Genomic DNA, 18,114 nt, shown 5'->3' with positions numbered 1-18,114 from the left:
AAAATTCAGGTTATTCAGCGGCTCGCAGAGTTTTATTGTTTGCCTAAGCAATTGAAATAATCTTTTTAATAAATATTATCAATTAATAATGATTCTTGCTAATATTTACAAATCTATACTGTTTCATTGAAACTTCGCCTGAAATTTTTCTTAGCGAACTTATATGAAGCGTTCAGTTTTATTTATTTCATCAGTTGGGGTTATGACAAGCCATGTATATGCTCTAGAAGCAGATCAACAGGCAGTAACCAACCTTCCAACAATTTCAGTCAAAGCTGATAAGGAAAGCAGTTTAAAACAAGAAGTGGGGCAAGCATCAAGTGCAACTAAAGGACTTATGCAATTAAAAGATGTCCCTCAAATTGTAAACGTTGTACCCAAACAAGTTTTAAGAGAACAGACAGTTACCTCAATGCAAGGTGCCTTGCAAAACGTTGCAGGTTTAAGCTTTAGTGTAGGAGATGGACAACGTGATCAGGTCATGATTCGTGGTTTCTCTGCAATCACCGATAACTATGTAGATGGTATTCGCGATGACGCATTGTATTTTCGCGATATGTCGAATGTAGAGCGGATCGAAGTTTTAAAAGGACCTGCTTCGGTATTATATGGACGTGGTTCAGCAGGTGGTTTAGTTAACAAGATTAATAAAAAACCAATGGATCAATCTTTGCGTGAAGTGAGCCTGATTGGTAGTACAACAGGGCAACGCCGCGCAGAAGTCGATGTAAATGAAAAAGTCGCAGAGAATGTTAAGGTTCGTCTAACTGGTGCAGTTGAAGATTCAGATGGTTACCGTGATCAGGCTTTTTTAAAACGTCAAGCGGTTGCTCCATCTGTACAGTGGGATATTACTGATAAAACCAAACTTTTACTTCAGGCCGACTATTTGCATGATAACCGTTTGGCAGATCAAGGTTTCCCAACAGACCCGATTACAGGTAAACCTGTTAAAACAAATCCTAAAACTTTTTATGGCGCTTTAAATGGTAAAGAGGTTGGGGATGTTGATACTGAAATCTCAAGCCAAACTATCAGCTTAGACCATGAGTTTAATGATAATTTTAAATATCATGGTGCAGTTCGTCACTATAACTATTCATTAGACCGTCAATATAGTGTTGATTCACATCAAAAATTGCCAGCTGATCAAATCCAATTGACTCAAAATAAACGTTTGCGTAATGAAGATGGAGTGTATGTTCAGCAAGAGTTGAGTGCTGTATTTAATACAGGTTTCTTAAAGCACAATACCTTAATTGGTGCTGAATATAGCAAGCAGCATAAAGATGAGATACTTTGGCAAGGTGCTAAAACAACTACTGATTTATATAATCCTAAATTAGAGTATTGGGCGCCTATTAATACAGGAACTACAACTGCACGTAATAACAATAGCAATACTTTTGAAAACTACGGCGTGTATCTGCAAGATCTAATGACAGTGACAGATCAGCTTAAAGTTTTAGTGGGTTTACGTTATGACAATCTATCGCAAGATCGTGATGATAAAACGAGTATGAATTTAGATTTAAACCGTACTGACAATACTTATTCTCCACGAATTGGAGTGGTCTACCAGCCAGTAAATAATATCTCACTTTACACTTCTTATAACCGCTCTTTCCAACCTTTGGCTGATTCATTTGTTTTTTATAAAAATAGTGATGACTTAAGGCCCACAAAAACTGAAAACTATGAAATTGGTGCAAAGTGGGATGTAAATGATCAGTTGAATGTAACCTTGGCTTTGTTTGAGATGAGCCAAACTAATATTCAAAACCAAGATCCAGCAAACCCAAATCAAGCATTGTTGGCAGGTGAGCAAAAAACCAAAGGTGTTGAGCTTTCATTAACAGGTCAATTGACCGATCAATTGTCAGTATTGGCAGGTTATTCGTATATGGATGGTAAGATTGAAAAATCGACTATCGGATTTACAGGCAATCATTCTGCGCTCACGCCAAACAATACTGCTAACTTATGGTTAAAATATCAAATTAATGATCATTGGTATGCAGCTGTGGGTGGTCGTGGTGAATCATCACGTTTTAGTGCGCCAGACAACAAAAACGTTTTACCGGGATATGCAGTTGTAAATGCGGCGTTAGGTTATCAAAGTGAACGTTATGATGTGAACTTAAACTTAAATAACTTGTTTGATCGCGATTATTTTGTGTCAGGTCATAGTGGAGCAAATGATTCGAACATGATGGGCGATCCTTTAAATGCTCAAGTTGCACTTCGCTATCGTTTTTAATTAAAAAAACTCTAAAAAGCTCATCATTTCGATGAGCTTTTTTATTTGTCGTGTAGGATATAGATAGTATTAAAAGGTTTTGTTCTGATAGGATACAACGATGCGGGCTATGTGCTTGATATTAAAGCTATGGCTATGAAAACTAATACTTAACAAAAACATAGTGTTTTGCTTGGCTTTTATTCGCCATTCTCAAGCCGACTCAGGCTATAATGAGACTTATTCACTTATCCGATATGTTAGGAGATCACATGACTGTAGATGTCACTGAAACCATTTCTCAAACTGTTCACCCTGCGTTTCAGTTGCTACGTCAGCACCATGTTGAAGCATTAGATATTTTAGTGTCTGAATATAAGCATAAAGTCACAGGTGCGGTGCATTATCACTTGGCAACTGATTATGATGAAAATGTATTTCTTGTTGCGTTCAGAACACAACCTATGGACTCTAAAGGAACTGCACATATTTTAGAGCATACCGCTTTATGTGGCTCTGAAAAGTTTCCTGTTCGTGATCCATTCTTCTTAATGATTCGCCGTTCATTAAATACTTTTATGAACGCGTTTACAGCAGCAGATTGGACTGCATATCCATTTGCAACTCAAAATAAGAAAGATTTCCAAAACTTATTATCTGTTTATCTTGATGCTGCTTTCTCGGCAAATTTGAATCCTCTGGATTTTGCTCAGGAAGGTATCCGTATTGAACTTGAAAATGGTCAGCCTGTATACAAAGGCGTAGTCTTCAATGAAATGAAAGGTGCAATGAGTGCGCCTTCTGATCAGCTTTATCATCAGTTGGCTCATCATCTATTCCCTGAAACCACTTATCACTACAACTCAGGCGGTGATCCAAAAGATATTCCTGACTTAACGTATGAACAATTGGTTGAATTTTATAAAACCCATTATCATCCGAGTAATGCGGTATTTATGACTTTTGGTAACCAAACCGCCTATGAATTACAAGAGCAATTTGAAAAATTGGCTCTACATAAGTTCACTGCTGGTACAACTTTATATTCGAAACCAGAAAAACGCTTAACGGCACCTGTTGAAGTCACTGAAACTTATGCTGTTGATGGCGATGAGTTAAAGGACAAAACTTACCATGTATTGTCGTGGTTATTACCTCAGGCGAGTGACATTAAACTTCGTCTGGGTATGCGATTAGTAGAAGGCGTTTTACTCGAAAACTCAGCTTCACCACTTCGTCATTATTTAGAAACTTGTGGCTATGCTCAGTCGACTGGTCCTTTAATGGGTGTAGACGATAGTAACTTTGAAATGACGTTCTACTGTGGTGTTCAAGGTTCAAATCCAGAGCATGCACAGAGCTTTAGAGATGGTGTTTTAAACGTTTTACGTGAAGTAGCTGCAAAACCAATTGACTCATCGTTAGTTGATGCAATTTTGCATCAAATCGAGTTACACCAACGTGAAATTAATGGTGATGGTACACCATATGGCTTAAGCCTAATTTTAAATGGTTTAAGTGGTGCGATTCACCATAACGATCCGATTCAAATTTGGGATGTTGATAGTGCCATTGCTCAGGTCAAAGAAGAACTTCAAGACCCAATGTGGTTATCTAACCTGATTCAAACCCATTTATTAGATAATCCGCACCGCGTGCAAATGACTTTAGTACCGGATGCAACCAAGTCGGCGAAAGAGCAAGAAGCTGAAAAAGCACGTTTAGCTGCGATTGGTGAAAAGCTAACTGAAGAAGATAAAGCAGAGATCATCGCTAAAACCAAGGCATTGCAAGAGCGTCAAGATACACCAGATAATCTTGAACTGTTGCCAAAAGTAGGTCTAGAAGACGTGCCAGCTGACTTGCATATTGTACAAGGTCAATTGCGTGAAATTATCTGTAATCGAATGGATACGCCGTTGAATTTGTATCATGCCGGAACGAATGGCATTTACTATCAACAAGTACTTATTCAAATTCCTGATGATGTGGTTAAGTCACCATATTTCAATTTACTTTCTATTTTAATGGGAGAGGTTGGTGCAGGTGAGTATGACTATCTTGAACTACAAAATTTACAAACAGCTGTAAGTGGCGGTTTAGGAATGGGCGCTTCTTTACGCAGTAAAGTTGATGATAAAGATAAAATTAGCGCTTGGTTAACATTAACGACCAAATCTCTAACTCAAAAGTTTGATGCAATTCATTTATTGAAATTAGCATTTGAACAACTCCGTTTTGATGAAAAAGAGCGAATCATTGAGTTATTGCAGCAACGTAAGACACGCTGGCAGTCTCGTTTATCTGGTGCTGGTCATAGTTATGCAATGCAGATTGCTTCTCGTAATATGAGTGCGTTAGCTCAACGCGACTATCAAAACACTGGCTTAGGTGCGTTGAACTGGTTAGGCGAGCTTGTTACTAAAATTACCCAAGATGATGCTGCTTATGATGCGCTTATTGCTGAATTGAAGCATATTCATACAAAATTATTGCAAGCACCTAAACAGTTCCTGCTCGTATGTGAAGAGCATCAGTCAGAGCGTTTAGTTGAAGAAATACAAAATGTTTGGGATAAATTAAACGTTGATACAGCAGCGACTGAGTTAACCCAAGTTGAGCAAGAAAATGATAATGAACATGAAGCTTGGTTAATTCAAACCAATGTTCAGTTCTGTGCCTCTGCATATCAAGCTGTGGAAGTATCTCATCCAGATGCGGCACCTCTAATGGTATTGGCAGCTTACTTGCGTAATGGTTTCTTGCACAGTGCTATCCGTGAAAAAGGTGGTGCTTATGGTGGGGGGGCTAGTTATGACGGAAATGCATGTTCATTCCGTTTCTTTAGTTACCGTGACCCACGCTTAGCTGAGACTTTTAAAGATTTTGAAGCGAGCGTGCAATGGTTGTTAAACACAGAGCAACAACCTCATCAGCTTGAAGAAGCAATTCTTGGTCTGGTGGCAAGTATGGACAAACCTGGTTCACCAGCAGGTGAAGCAATAACAGCGTGTTATGCATTGTTGCATGCAAGAACTCCGACTTTCCGTCGTACATTACGTGAAAGATTATTGCATGTAACTTTAGAAGATTTACAACGTGTTGCGCGTCAATATTTAATTGAACAAGCACCTGTAAAAGCTGTCGTTGCACCTTTTGCAAAACGTGATGAATTGCAACAACTGGGTTTTACGATCAAACAAGTTAATTAAAATAAAAATTGGAGATGAACATGGCGTTCAGACAATTTGAACGCACATCTTTACAGCTAAGTATGGGAACCCTGCTTAGCTGTTTATGTGCGTCGGTGGCATATGCCGACACCTTAGCCCCTGTAAAACCTGCGAGTGTAGATGCATGTGTTGCCCTTGCTTCGAATGCTGATCGCCTAGCTTGTTATGATGCTGTGTTTAAACCATCGGCCTTACCAGTAGTTCAAGCCGCAGTAGTACCAGAGCCTGTTAAAAAAATTGATAAACCTGTTGTTCAACCTGAAACATTTAAAGAAAAGGTTGTAGATAAGGTAAGTAATATCAAAGTAATTGGTAAGGCACCTACACTTGAACCTACTACGTCTTTACTAGATCAACGTTGGGAGTTGTCTGAAAAAAGCAAACTGGGTGTTTGGAATATTCGTGCTTATCAACCTGTTTACTTGCTACCAGTTTTCTGGACGAGCGATAAAAATGAGTTTCCAAGCAGTCCCAACCCAAATAATACGGTGACAGAGGCCCAAAACCTTAAATCAACTGAAAGTAAATTTCAGATTTCTTTGAAAACGAAAGCTTGGGAAAATATTTTTGGCAACAATGGTGACTTGTGGGTAGGTTATACCCAATCTTCACGTTGGCAGACCTTTAATGCTGAAGAGTCTCGTCCATTCCGTGAAACGAACTATGAGCCAGAAGCAAGTTTAATGTTTAGAACAAACTATGAGTTGCTTGGCTTAGATGGTCGGTTGCTTGGGGTAACTTTAAATCACCAATCAAATGGACGTTCAGATCCTTTATCTCGTAGTTGGAACCGTGTCATCTTTAATGTGGGTTTAGAACGCGGTAACTTTGCTTTAATGCTTCGTCCATGGATACGCCTTGAAGAAGACAGCAAAGATGATAACAATCCAGATATGGAAGATTACATCGGTCGTGGTGATTTAACTGCTTTTTATAAATGGAAGCAAAATGACTTCTCATTAATGCTACGTCACTCTTTAAAAGGTGGTGATGATTCTCATGGTGCTGTTCAGTTTGACTGGGCTTTCCCGATTAGTGGCAAGCTGCGCGGACACTTCCAATTATTTAATGGTTATGGTGAAAGCTTAATTGACTATAACCATCGTGCAACTTATGCCGGCTTGGGTGTTTCACTCATGAACTGGTACTAAGTTTGACCTATAAAAATGCCGCTTTTACAGCGGCTTTTTTATTAACCAATTTGAATGTTGGCTTGAGGATGTTTGAGACGGCTTTTTTTAGGAGTAGCAATTAAATAGGCGAGTGTTAAGGGGCCTAAACGGCCTGCAAACATAAGTAGGCTTAAAATAAATAAACTACCATTGTGTAAATCTGGCGTGATACCGCGAGAAAGGCCTACCGTACAGGCTGCTGAAACGACTTCAAATAATAAGTTCATAAAGTCTGCTTTAGGTTCTAAAAGTAAAAGAATAAAGAACCCGATAAATATGAGAATACTGGTAATTGCGGTGACAGCTAAGGCTTTATAAGTAGTTTCGTGAGAAACGGAGTGATTGAAAACCCTGATTTCATCGGTACGTCTTAAAAAGGAAAGTACACTTAAAACTAATATGATAAAGGTGCCGACTTTTATACCTCCAGCAGTACTGAGTGAACCTCCACCGATGAACATGAGTAGCATCATAAGTAAAGAACTACTGTTGGTCATTGCTCCAGTATCAATAGTATTGAACCCTGAAGAACGTGGAACAGTCGCTTGAAACCATGCATTTAAAGCTTGATCACCTACATTGAGCAGACCTAAGGTATGAGGATTTTGTGCTTCCAAAACCCAAATTAATACAAAGGCAACCAAATTAATAATCGCAATAGTTGTTAGGATGAGTTTGCTATTTGGACTGAGTTTTTTCCATTTTTTATTTTGTTTGATATCCATGAGGACTAAAAAACCCAGTCCACCTAATGTATAGAGCAAACTAATCGTAATACATATAAGGTAGTTGCTTTGGAAGTTAACTAAACTGTTGCTAAATAGTGAAAAACCCGCATTGTTAAATGATGAGATACTATAGAAAACTGCATAATATAGTCCTCGAGCAAAGCCATAAATCGGTGTAAATGCGGTAGTTAAGATCACTGTTCCAATCAGTTCAAAAAGAAGTGTGTAAGTAACAACACCTTTTGCTACAAAAGTAACCTTTGAAAGACTAGTCTGCCCAAGGCTATCTTGAGCCATCATTTGCTGTTTAAGGCCAACTTTAGGAGATAAACTTAATGCTGCCAAAATGGCAAAAGTCATAAAGCCTAAACCACCTGACTGAATCAATAATAAAATAATGACCTGTCCGAAAAGTGTAAAAGATTCATGAATATTTAAAACGGATAGACCTGTAATAGTGACTGCCGAGGTCGCCGTAAATAGAGCATCCATCCAACTAACATGTCCGTTATTGGCAATAGGAAGTTTAAGCAATAATGTGCCAAAGACAATAAAGCCCAGAAAGCCCAGTGCTAACAGAGAAGGTGGGCTTAAATTTAGTGTTTTATGCGGTTTAGGCTTAAGAGACATATTTTCTGGTTCGTTTTCTTATATGAAACAATTTGAGAGTTTTTTTAGCTGCTGTAAATGACCTTCTAAAATAAGAATATCATGCGTTTGTAAAGTAAAAGTCTCTTCGGTTTCAAATAAAATCTGCTGTTGTCTTTTTACAAGAAGCGTTTTTACTTGAGGGGCTTGCTGCATAATTCCGTACAAATTAATGCCGTTTAACTTCTCTGGAATATCAATTTTTACAATATAGTGCTCATCATCTAAAGACATGTAACGGCTCACCATAGGGTAGTTTAGTGCTTGGGCAACACGTACCCCCATGTCTTCTTCAGGATGAATGATTTTATTGATATTTAGATGAGATAAGATCGTATGATGTGCTTTGGTTTTGGCTTTTACCCAAATTTTATCAATGCCCAGATTTTTTAAATTCAGCACACATAAAATACTGGCTTCAATATCTTCACCAATTGCTACAACCACTGCATCACAATTTTGAATGTTTAATTCATCCAATACATGTTCATCTGTAGCATCAGCAATGACAGCATGAGTTAAAACATCGGCAAGATTCTCAACATTCTTTTTGACTGTATCAATACCAATAACATCATGGTTTAATCTCGTAAGTTCCTGAGCAACAGTTGCCCCAAAACTTCCCAAGCCGATGACCGCGAACTGTGCCATAGTTGTCCTTTTATACTTAGTTAGGGCTTTATTTTTAATGATATTTTCTTTGAGATAAAGAGAAGCAATGTAAATATAAAAAATAATAAGCTTAAATGATAAAAAAGCCGACATATTTGCCGGCTTTTTTACCAAAATGAAAGGTTACTTCAAGAAACGTTTATAGCCCACATTGTCTGTAATTTCTGCATATGGATAGCTAATTTGCTCCAGAGTTTCAATTAAACCATCTGGGTTTTGTTTAGCATCTGTTGCTTGTAAGCCAACTAGTACACGACCTTCGGCAGCGCCGTGGTTACGATAATGGAATAGCGTAATATTGTGGGTTGGACCTAAACGAGTTAAGAAGGTGAGTAAGGCACCCGGACGTTCCGGAAACTCAACACGGAACAATCTTTCGTCATCCAGATTGGCATGACCACCAATCAAGTAACGAATATGCAATTTGGCAACTTCATCATCAGATAAATCATCTACAACATAATTTTGCTGTTTAAGTTGTTCTAAAATTTCATGACGTTCAGTGTCACCACCTTTTAAGCTAATACCCACAAATACTTGTGCTTCTTCTGTGTTATTTGCACGGTAGTTAAACTCGGTAATGTTACGGCCCTGTAGAGCACGGCAGAAGCCTAAGAATGCGCCTTTTTCTTCAGAAAGAGTAACTGCATAAATTGCTTCACGTTGTTCACCCAATTCGGTGCGCTCTGCAATGTAACGTAAGCGGTCAAAGTTCATGTTGGCGCCGCAAACAATCGATACCATGTTTTTGCCGCTAATTTTATGCTCGGCAACATATTTTTTGATACCTGCTAGGGCCATTGCACCTGACGGTTCAACGATGCTGCGGTTTTCATCAAAAGTATCTTTAATTGCAGCACAGATCTCATCTGTATTTACAGTAACAATGTCTGGTTCAACAATTGGTCCAGAGTTATCTGACTTGCGTAGACGAACGATATCAAAAGGTAAAGCACCAATTTGAGCGACTGCTGTACCATCAGCAAATAAGCCTACATGGGGTAGGACTACACGTTCATTTGCTTCTAGCGCTGCTTTTAAACAAGCTGACTCTTCATATTCAACACCGATGACTTTGACATGCGGTGCAACATCACCTAAGTAAGCTGCTACACCAGCAATTAAGCCACCACCACCAACAGCAACGAAAACATATTCTACATCACGCCATTGACGTAAAATTTCATTCGCAATTGTACCTTGGCCCGCAATAACCAACTCGTCGTCATAAGGTGGAATAAAAACTAATCCTTCAGCTTCGGCACGTTGCTGAGCGTATTTGTTTGCAATATCAAAACTATCGCCATGCAATACAACTTGGCCACCCAAACGCTTCACTGCCTGAACTTTAATGTCAGGGGTAGTACTTGGCATAACAATAATTGCAGGAATACCTAAACGTTGACCAGACAACGCTACACCTTGCGCATGGTTGCCGGCAGATGCGCAAATCACGCCACGTTCAAGTTGTTCTTTCGGTAATTGGCTAATACGGTTATAGGCACCGCGTAATTTAAAAGAAAAAACTGGTTGTAAATCTTCACGCTTAAAACGAATTGTGTTGTTTAATTTTTGACTAATTCGTGGAGCTGCTTCGAGAGGTGTTTCAATTGCAACATCATAAACCGTTGCTTGTAAAATTTGTCGTACCACACGAGACAGCATGTTCATCTTCCCTATAACAGTTTAAAATAGGAAATTATTGTAGCAAACCCTTGTGCATTTGCGCCGTTTATTGGCGCATAAATGTCAAAAAATAGTTGAGTGATGTAATGAGCCTATATGCAACCCAAGATGAAAAGAAACAAGCTGCTGCGAAAGCTGCTTTAAAACACTTACCCAAAGGTGGCATTTTGGGGGTAGGAACTGGAAGTACTGTAAACTTCCTGATTGATTTATTGCCTGAACTACAATTAGAAGCAGCAGTGGCAAGTTCTCAAGCAACAGCAGACCGTCTTAAAAAATTAGGCATAGAAGTGGTTGATATGAACCATGTGGGTAGCCTTGATGCTTATGTTGATGGTGCAGATGAGATTGATCGTCATATGCATATGATTAAAGGCGGCGGCGCAGCATTAACTCGTGAAAAAATTGTAGCCTCAATTGCTAAAAAGTTTGTATGTATCGTTGATGATTCGAAATGGGTTGATCAACTTGGTCGTGATTTCCCATTACCAGTAGAAGTGATTCCAATGGCGCGTTCTGCTGTAGCTCGTAAATTGGTAAGCTTAGGGGGTGATCCGGTTTATCGTGAAGGTGTGGTAACAGATAACGGAAACGTTATTTTAGATGTATTTAATTTGAACATCTTAAATGCAATTGATTTGGAAAAGACAATTAATAATATTCCGGGCGTTGTGACTAACGGTATTTTTGCGTTAAATCCAGCAACGATTGCAATTGTTGCAACAAATGATGGTATTGAAGAGCGTACTGCACAGTAATGTCTGTGGAAATGCCAGAAATTAAAATTGTTCGTCACGTAAGGGCAAGAAAATTGCGCTTACGTGTTGAGCCTGCGTCTATACGACTTACTGTGCCGTTATTTTGTAGTAAGAAACAAATTCAGCAGTTTTTAGCTCAGTCTGAACAATGGTTAATCGAGACGTGGAATAAACAGCACCACGTTCAATCTACCTCGTTTGAAATTCCTTCAGAAATTTCTTTTTTTAATAGAGAACAGCCTTTTCAAATTGTTGTGCAGAAGCAACATCGCATTTTTCAATTTGATTGGGAAAATAGTTATTTATTTATTAAAGATCAACAACCCTATCAAGCTTTACAAAACGCTGTTATTGCTTATGCAAAACAAGAGTTGCCAGTACTTTTGTCAGAGCTTAGCCAAAAAACTCGGCTGAGTTATGCAGAGTGTGCAATCCGACGTCCTAAAACTCGTTGGGGAAGTTGCAGTAGTCAACATAATATTATGCTGCATGCAGGTCTGGTTCTTATGCCTGCTCAAATTACCCGTTATGTTTGCATTCATGAATTAGCACACACCAAACACTTCGACCATAGTCCTGCATTTTGGGCCGAAGTTGCAAAGTTCGACCCTAACTATATGCAGCATCGCAGACAATTAAAAGGTAATCCATTGCCTGCATGGTGGTATGTTACAACTTAGCTAAAGCTACACTCTAATTGTGTTGTTTGTAAGACATCTGGTGCTTTGCGGCTATCAAGGCCTGCTTGAGCACTAACAATCTTGTTCGCTTTAATATGTAGCTGTATAAAATTATATTGCTGTGTTGAATTGTTAGGTTCGGATGAACTTGAGTTAAGTAAATAACTATAACTTGCAGCGTCGGTTTGCAGTAAGTTATCTGTACTATCTGCGCTTAAGGCAGAGCGATAGCTTTGAGAGTCTTTAATTAATTCAATTTGACCATTAGCACGGAAATTAAGTTGGCAGCCTGTTGTACTGTCTTCATAATGGCCGACTAAATAGTCTGTAGCTGGTAGTTTTGGGTCAGAAATATTGATACTAGTTAAACCTTGTTTACACGGATAAGCCGAACCATTGCAGGTCGCTGTAATACCACTAAAGCCAACAGCACGTCGGTAATCTCCCGCACCATCTATACGGAAAAATTCAGATGTATTACCAGCAGGTATAATCCCCGAATATTGTTTCTTGTCCAGTAGATCATAACCTATTGGGTCTAAATGGGATTGATCTTGCAAATCTGCTAGTTTAAAGGTGGCTGCTCTTAGATTAGTGGCAAAATAATCACGTGTTACCTTTTGATTAGCTGCGATATCTAAAAGTGTGTTTTTTGCTGGATCAATATTATCAGGGGCTGAGGTGAAGATAGGGGTAAAAGATGTTTTGTCCCCAATAAGTTTTTTGCCGTCTAAATATCCATCTTTTAAATCTGTAGCGAGACTTTGGGTAAGATCTTGATAAGGTGAATTCGTATTATGGATGCTTGACCAATATTGAAGATAACCAAAGCTTAGATAACTATCCACATAAGTACTTGGCTTTGTGGTTGAGTATTTCAATAAATTTAAAATTGTAAGCGTACTTGCCGGACTTAAACTTGGAATATTGGTATCTTTAAACGCATTAAGAAGAGATCTGTAGACATCTTGAGAGGCTAAGTCAACATGTAATTGTTCAATACGGGTTGGGATAATTGTCTCATTAGGCAACTGACCTGAACGAATCACAGCACGTTGATAAATTGCTTCTGAACTTGGGCTGATCAATTGTGTTTTATTGCTTATCGAGCTTGGGGTAATAAAAGCGTGATAAACACCAGAAATATTTTGATATTCAGATTTGGTTGGATCAAATACTTGAGATGAGCCTTGGGTCGTGACTTCAACACGATAAAGACGATTTAGTTTTGTGCTTGGAAGTTTAATATCGTAACTCGTTAAACTGGCAACTTGGGTATCAATCAAAATACTATTGTCGGTATTATCATATACCTTGAGTTGAACATTGCGCATTTCGACAGGGGTTTTAAGCGTAATATCCGTCATGACTTCAGGAGTGGGTTCAGACGGTTTAGGCGTGTTAGATGAACCTCCGCTACTGCTACCACCACCACACCCAACAAGGGCTACACTTAAAATTAAAGTGGTGAGGCCGAGATAAGTGCACACTTTTATTTCTTTTGATTGATCAAGCATCCTAGCTCTCCAAAAATAAATTTGGTATTTATTTACTGATATTTGTTTGGTACTGACAGGCCGGCAAGTGCTATGTAATTATCGTTTAAAATAAAAAAATTAAAATTACCAAGCATGAAATGGTTTTGTAAGCCTAGACATCCTGTCATACTACCGCAAGTATAGATTCAAAATTTGAGGTAATGCACGTGATTTCTGTCGGAATTGTTGGTGGAACTGGTTATACAGGCGTTGAACTATTACGTATTTTATTACGACATCCAAAAGCGCAGGTTCGAGTTCTGACTTCACGTACAGAAGCGGGCAAACCAGTTGCTGATATGTTCCCAAACTTACGTGGGCATACAGATCTTCAATTTTCAGATTTAAACATTGATGCATTAAAAGAATGTGATGTTGTATTTTTTGCAACTCCTCATGGTGTTGCGATGCAACATGCGAAAGATTTGATTGCAGCAGGCACCAAAGTTATTGATTTAGCTGCTGACTTTCGTTTACAGAATCTTGAGCAATTTGAAAAGTGGTATGGTATGGAGCATGCTTGCCCAGATGTACTAAAAGATTCTGTTTATGGTTTAACTGAGTTAAATCGTGAAAAAATTAAGCAAGCTCAAGTCATTGGTAATCCAGGTTGTTATCCAACAACTGTTCAACTGGGCTTGGCTCCACTTTTAAAATCGGAACAAGCATTGATCGAAACAAAGAATATTATTATTGATGCCAAATCCGGTGTTTCTGGTGCTGGTCGTAAGGCAAGTTTAGGCATGATTTACAGTGAAAATGCGGATAACTTTAAAGCTTATGGTGTTGCAGGCCATCGCCACCATCCAGAGATTGTAGAGGCTTTGGAAAATATTGCAGGTAAGAAAGATGTTTTTGAGGGTCTTTTATTTGTTCCGCACCTAGTACCGATGATTCGCGGTATGTTAAGTACAATTTATGTAGACTTGACAGAAGCAGGTAAACAAACAGACTTACAAGCTTTGTATGAAAACTTCTATGCAAATGAAAAATTTGTAGATGTCATGCCTGCAAATAGTTCACCTGAAACTCGTAGCGTACGCGGAGCAAATGAATTACGTATTGCTTTGTATAAACCACAACCAAATAAACTCATTATTTTGGCGGCTCAAGATAACCTTGTAAAAGGTGCATCTGGCCAAGCTGTACAAAATATGAACCTTATGTTTGGCTTTAGTGAAGATGAAGGCTTACAAGGGATTGGTTTATTACCATAAAAAACTCTTTTTTGCTTCACACACATTTAAATTTCGATTTAAATGTGTGTCTTGACTCTGATCTTAAACACTGAGATGACGATGCAAAACTCGGAACAGACGACTTCTGTAGAAAGTTCGTTGCAAAAGAAAAAATTTTTAAACACCAATAAACCATTATTTATTGGTGCCGCTATTTTAATGAGTGGTTGTTTTGCGCTCGGCTATACAATTGGGCACCGTCAAGGTTTAACTGTTGTTGGTTACGATGCAGATGCAGAGCAATTGGTTGAGGTAGTGCAAAAACAAAAAACAGCATTAGATGCAGTTAACAAAAGTTTGAATGCTGCTGTACAAGAGCGTGATGTTGCTGTTACAAATGCCAATGATTTGTTTGAAGCACTTAATCAAGCCAATGCTGATAAAACGCAGCAAGAAGGTATGAGTAACATCTACCGTGAAATTTTAAGACAACGTGGTGGTTTAAGCTTAACAATTCAAAATTTGGCGATTAAACCGTTACCGGAAAATGCTTATGAATATCAGCTTGATCTGGTACAAGTTAGCCCGAGTAAACGCCGTGCTGCAGGTTCAGTTGAAATAAGACTGATTAAAGATACAGAAGTTTTAGTGGTACCACTTGAAGATAAGAACTTTAACTTCACTGATTTTGAGCGTTTGACTGGCCGTTGGACGATGCCTAAGGGGTTCACACCTCAATTTATTGAAGTGCGTCTAACAGGCGGTTCTGATACACCGGTTATTAAGCGTTTTAGTTGGCAGCGTGGTAAACCTGTCGAAACACCTTCTGCTTTTGTTGCAGAAATTCCTCAAGCTGAAGCAAATTCACAATAGTAACATCATATGCGAACAAATAAGCGTCAAACAAATTTAAAAGATATTAAGGCTTCTTTTCAGCAGTCTGGCTATGTCGATTGGCACTTCAATCCACGCTTAAGTGATTCGCAAAACGAAGATCATGACGGAGAGGTTGTTGTGCAAACAGCACCTCCCGAACTCAAGCGTCCTCCCTTATATGCAGTAGTATTATTGAATGACGATTACACGCCAATGGACTTTGTAATTGAAATTTTACAACAATACTTTGCAATGAATCTTGACCAAGCAACTCAAGTAATGCTAACAGTACACTATGAAGGTAAAGGTACTGCCGGGGTATATCCAAGAGACATCGCGGAAACCAAGGCAAACCTTGTTAATAATTACGCTCGATCGCAAGGTCATCCATTACTTTGCCAGATTGAGCCTAAAGCATAAGGGGGTCACATGCTCAGTCGTCAATTAGAAGTATCATTACGTTTGGCTGTTAGCATGGCTCGTCAAAAGAGACATGAGTTTCTTACAGTTGAACATTTACTATTAGCCTTACTCGATAACGATTCGGCTGTGAATGCATTAAAAGCATGCGGAGCTGATATTGTTTCTTTACGTAAAGAATTAGAAGAATATGTAGAACAACATACTCCTAAGCTTGGCGAAAATAGCGAGCAAGCTCCACATCCAACAGAAAGTTTCGACCGCATTTTGCAACGTGCAATTTTCCACGTTCAATCGAGTGGTGGTGACCGTACTGTTGAAGGTGCGGATGTTTTAGTCGCAATGTATTCAGAGCGTGATTCTTTTGCTGTTTATCTGCTTAAACGTCATCAAATTAATCGATTGACTTTAACTCAATACTTGTCTCATGGGACACGTAAAGACGAAGTTCAGGTTGAAGAAGAAGTTGAAGACATTGAGGGTGAAAGCAATTCAGGCAATGCCGGACCATTAGAACTTTATACGCTCAATTTAAATGTTGAAGCGCAAAAAGGTAAAACTGATCCACTCATTGGTCGTGAGAAAGAAATTGAGCGTACAGCACAAATTCTTTGCCGTCGTCGTAAAAACAATCCATTGTTAGTAGGCGACCCAGGTGTAGGTAAAACTTCAATTGCAGAAGGCCTTGCTTGGCTCATTGTAAATGGTAAAGCACCAAAACCGCTAAGCCATGCAGAAATTTACAGTCTTGATATTGGTGCATTGGTTGCGGGTACAAAATATCGTGGTGACTTTGAAAAACGTTTAAAACAATTGTTAAACGCTTTGAAGAAAAATCCGAATGCGATTTTATTCATTGATGAAATTCATATGATCATTGGTGCAGGCTCAAGTATGGGCAGTACGATGGATGCTTCGAATCTCATCAAACCAGCTTTAGCAAATGGTACTTTACGCTGTATTGGATCAACCACGTTCCAAGAATATCGTCAGGTATTTGAAAAGGATCATGCGTTATCTCGTCGTTTCCAAAAAATTGACGTAAATGAACCGAGCATTTCTGAAACTATTGATATTTTACGTGGCTTGAAAACGAAGTTTGAAGATTTCCACCATGTACAGTATGACGACAAAGCTTTAGTTTCTGCGGTTGAGCTTTCTGCGAAATTTATTAATGATCGTTTCTTGCCGGATAAAGCGATTGATGTCATTGATGAAGCAGGTGCACAGCGCCGTCTAAAAGCAGAAAGTGAAGACAGTTTAATTACTGTAGAGAACATCGAAGATATCGTTTCTAAGATTGCGCGTATTCCGCCTAAAACTGTATCTAAAGATGATAAATCTGTACTTGAAAATCTTGAGCGTGACCTAAAACGTGTTGTATTTGGTCAAGATGAAGCAATTACTGCACTAGCTTCTGCAATCAAGTTGTCACGTGCTGGTTTGAAATCACCGGATAAACCTGTTGGTAGCTTTGTGTTTGCTGGTCCTACCGGTGTAGGTAAAACTGAGGTTACGAAGCAATTAGCAAAACTTTTAGGTGTAGAGCTTGTTCGTTTCGATATGTCTGAGTATATGGAGCGTCATGCTGTTTCTCGCTTAATTGGTGCTCCTCCAGGATATGTAGGTTATGACCAAGGTGGCTTACTCACAGATGCGATTCATAAAAATCCGCACTGTGTATTGTTACTAGATGAAATTGAGAAAGCACATCCTGATGTGTTTAACCTGTTATTACAAATCATGGATCATGGTGCATTAACAGACAATAATGGCCGTAAGTCAGACTTTAGAAATGTCATTATTGTGTTGACGACGAACATTGGTGCAGAAAGTATTTCTCGTGCAAGCATTGGATTTACAGAGCAAGACCATAGTTCGGACAACCAAGAAGCCATGAAACGTGCATTCTCACCTGAATTCCGTAACCGTCTAGATGGCGTTATTCAGTTCAAAGCCTTACCAACCACAGTGATTGAATCTGTAGTTGATAAGTTCTTGACAGAATTGCAAGCGCAGCTAGATGAAAAACGCGTAGTTTTAGATGTCGACCAAAGTGCACGCGACTGGTTAGCGACAAATGGTTATGATCGCTTAATGGGTGCTCGCCCAATGCAACGTCTCATTCAAGAACACTTGAAGAAACCATTAGCTGAAATGATTTTGTTTGGTGAACTTGCAGATCATGGCGGTAATGTGGCGGTATCAGTGAAGAAAGAAGATGGTAAAGCAGTGGGTCTAAAACTTGAAGTGTTTGAAGATCATCATACGGCAGAACCAGCTTAA

General features: G+C 38.9%; 13 protein-coding genes. 9 read left to right on the top strand and 4 right to left on the bottom strand.

Features of this window, described 5'->3' with window-relative positions:
• The first annotated feature begins 163 nt into the window (after positions 1-163).
• The 3 genes from MKL62_RS03920 (at position 164) to MKL62_RS03910 (ending at position 6,623) form a co-directional block, all read left to right on the top strand.
• On the top strand, positions 164-2,260 hold the full coding sequence (locus tag MKL62_RS03920; protein ID WP_005128520.1) for a TonB-dependent receptor: 2,097 nt from the start codon (positions 164-166) through the stop codon (positions 2,258-2,260).
• Between the two features lie 251 nt (positions 2,261-2,511).
• Positions 2,512-5,451 carry an insulinase family protein gene (locus tag MKL62_RS03915; RefSeq protein WP_000215294.1) on the top strand — a complete coding sequence of 980 codons (2,940 nt, stop codon included), beginning with the start codon at positions 2,512-2,514 and terminating at the stop codon, positions 5,449-5,451.
• 20 nt (positions 5,452-5,471) lie between these two features.
• Positions 5,472-6,623, top strand: a complete 1,152-nt coding sequence (locus MKL62_RS03910; RefSeq protein WP_000885655.1) for a phospholipase A — start codon at positions 5,472-5,474, stop codon at positions 6,621-6,623.
• Positions 6,624-6,664: 41 nt separating this feature from the next.
• Here MKL62_RS03910 and MKL62_RS03905 read toward each other — a convergent pair whose 3' ends face one another.
• The 3 genes from MKL62_RS03905 to ilvA all read right to left on the bottom strand — a co-directional run bounded on the left by MKL62_RS03905 (position 6,665) and on the right by ilvA (position 10,363).
• Positions 6,665-8,002, bottom strand: a complete 1,338-nt coding sequence (locus tag MKL62_RS03905; RefSeq protein ID WP_000053915.1) for a TrkH family potassium uptake protein — start codon at positions 8,000-8,002, stop codon at positions 6,665-6,667.
• A gap of 18 nt (positions 8,003-8,020) precedes the next feature.
• Positions 8,021-8,671 (bottom strand): potassium channel family protein, encoded by a 651-nt coding sequence (locus tag MKL62_RS03900; protein WP_001983728.1) that lies wholly within the window; start codon positions 8,669-8,671, stop codon positions 8,021-8,023.
• Between the two features lie 144 nt (positions 8,672-8,815).
• Positions 8,816-10,363: a threonine ammonia-lyase, biosynthetic gene (gene ilvA / locus MKL62_RS03895; RefSeq protein WP_001983729.1), complete on the bottom strand. Its 1,548-nt coding sequence runs from the start codon at positions 10,361-10,363 to the stop codon at positions 8,816-8,818.
• 101 nt (positions 10,364-10,464) lie between these two features.
• On the opposite strand from ilvA, the gene rpiA reads away from it, so the two are divergent.
• Both rpiA and MKL62_RS03885 read left to right on the top strand, forming a co-directional pair.
• Positions 10,465-11,136 (top strand): ribose-5-phosphate isomerase RpiA, encoded by a 672-nt coding sequence (rpiA, locus tag MKL62_RS03890; protein ID WP_000061059.1) that lies wholly within the window; start codon positions 10,465-10,467, stop codon positions 11,134-11,136.
• Positions 11,136-11,816, top strand: a complete 681-nt coding sequence (locus MKL62_RS03885; protein ID WP_000110126.1) for a YgjP family zinc-dependent metalloprotease — start codon at positions 11,136-11,138, stop codon at positions 11,814-11,816. Before rpiA ends, MKL62_RS03885 begins: the two co-directional genes overlap by 1 nt.
• On the opposite strand, the gene MKL62_RS03880 is transcribed toward MKL62_RS03885, so the two are convergent.
• Positions 11,813-13,333, bottom strand: a complete 1,521-nt coding sequence (locus tag MKL62_RS03880; protein ID WP_005128521.1) for a hypothetical protein — start codon at positions 13,331-13,333, stop codon at positions 11,813-11,815. The two genes, MKL62_RS03885 and MKL62_RS03880, sit on opposite strands and share 4 nt — an antisense overlap.
• Positions 13,334-13,515: 182 nt before the next feature.
• Between MKL62_RS03880 and argC the strand changes: the two genes are divergently transcribed.
• The 4 genes from argC (at position 13,516) to clpA (ending at position 18,114) form a co-directional block, all read left to right on the top strand.
• Entirely contained in the window at positions 13,516-14,571 is a 1,056-nt protein-coding gene (gene argC, locus MKL62_RS03875) for an N-acetyl-gamma-glutamyl-phosphate reductase (protein ID WP_030423752.1), read from the top strand.
• 75 nt (positions 14,572-14,646) lie between these two features.
• Positions 14,647-15,405: a DUF6776 family protein gene (locus tag MKL62_RS03870; RefSeq protein WP_085940527.1), complete on the top strand. Its 759-nt coding sequence runs from the start codon at positions 14,647-14,649 to the stop codon at positions 15,403-15,405.
• Between the two features lie 9 nt (positions 15,406-15,414).
• The gene (gene clpS / locus MKL62_RS03865; RefSeq protein ID WP_001260033.1) at positions 15,415-15,828 is read left to right on the top strand and encodes an ATP-dependent Clp protease adapter ClpS; all 414 of its coding nucleotides are present in this window, start codon (positions 15,415-15,417) and stop codon (positions 15,826-15,828) included.
• 9 nt (positions 15,829-15,837) lie between these two features.
• Entirely contained in the window at positions 15,838-18,114 is a 2,277-nt protein-coding gene (gene clpA, locus MKL62_RS03860; RefSeq protein WP_000952702.1) for an ATP-dependent Clp protease ATP-binding subunit ClpA, read from the top strand.

It is taken from the genome of Acinetobacter sp. AOR01_HL, assembly GCF_027855455.1.
In the GTDB taxonomy this organism is placed as follows: domain Bacteria; phylum Pseudomonadota; class Gammaproteobacteria; order Pseudomonadales; family Moraxellaceae; genus Acinetobacter; species Acinetobacter baumannii.
This window is presented reverse-complemented; position numbering and strand designations above follow the sequence as displayed.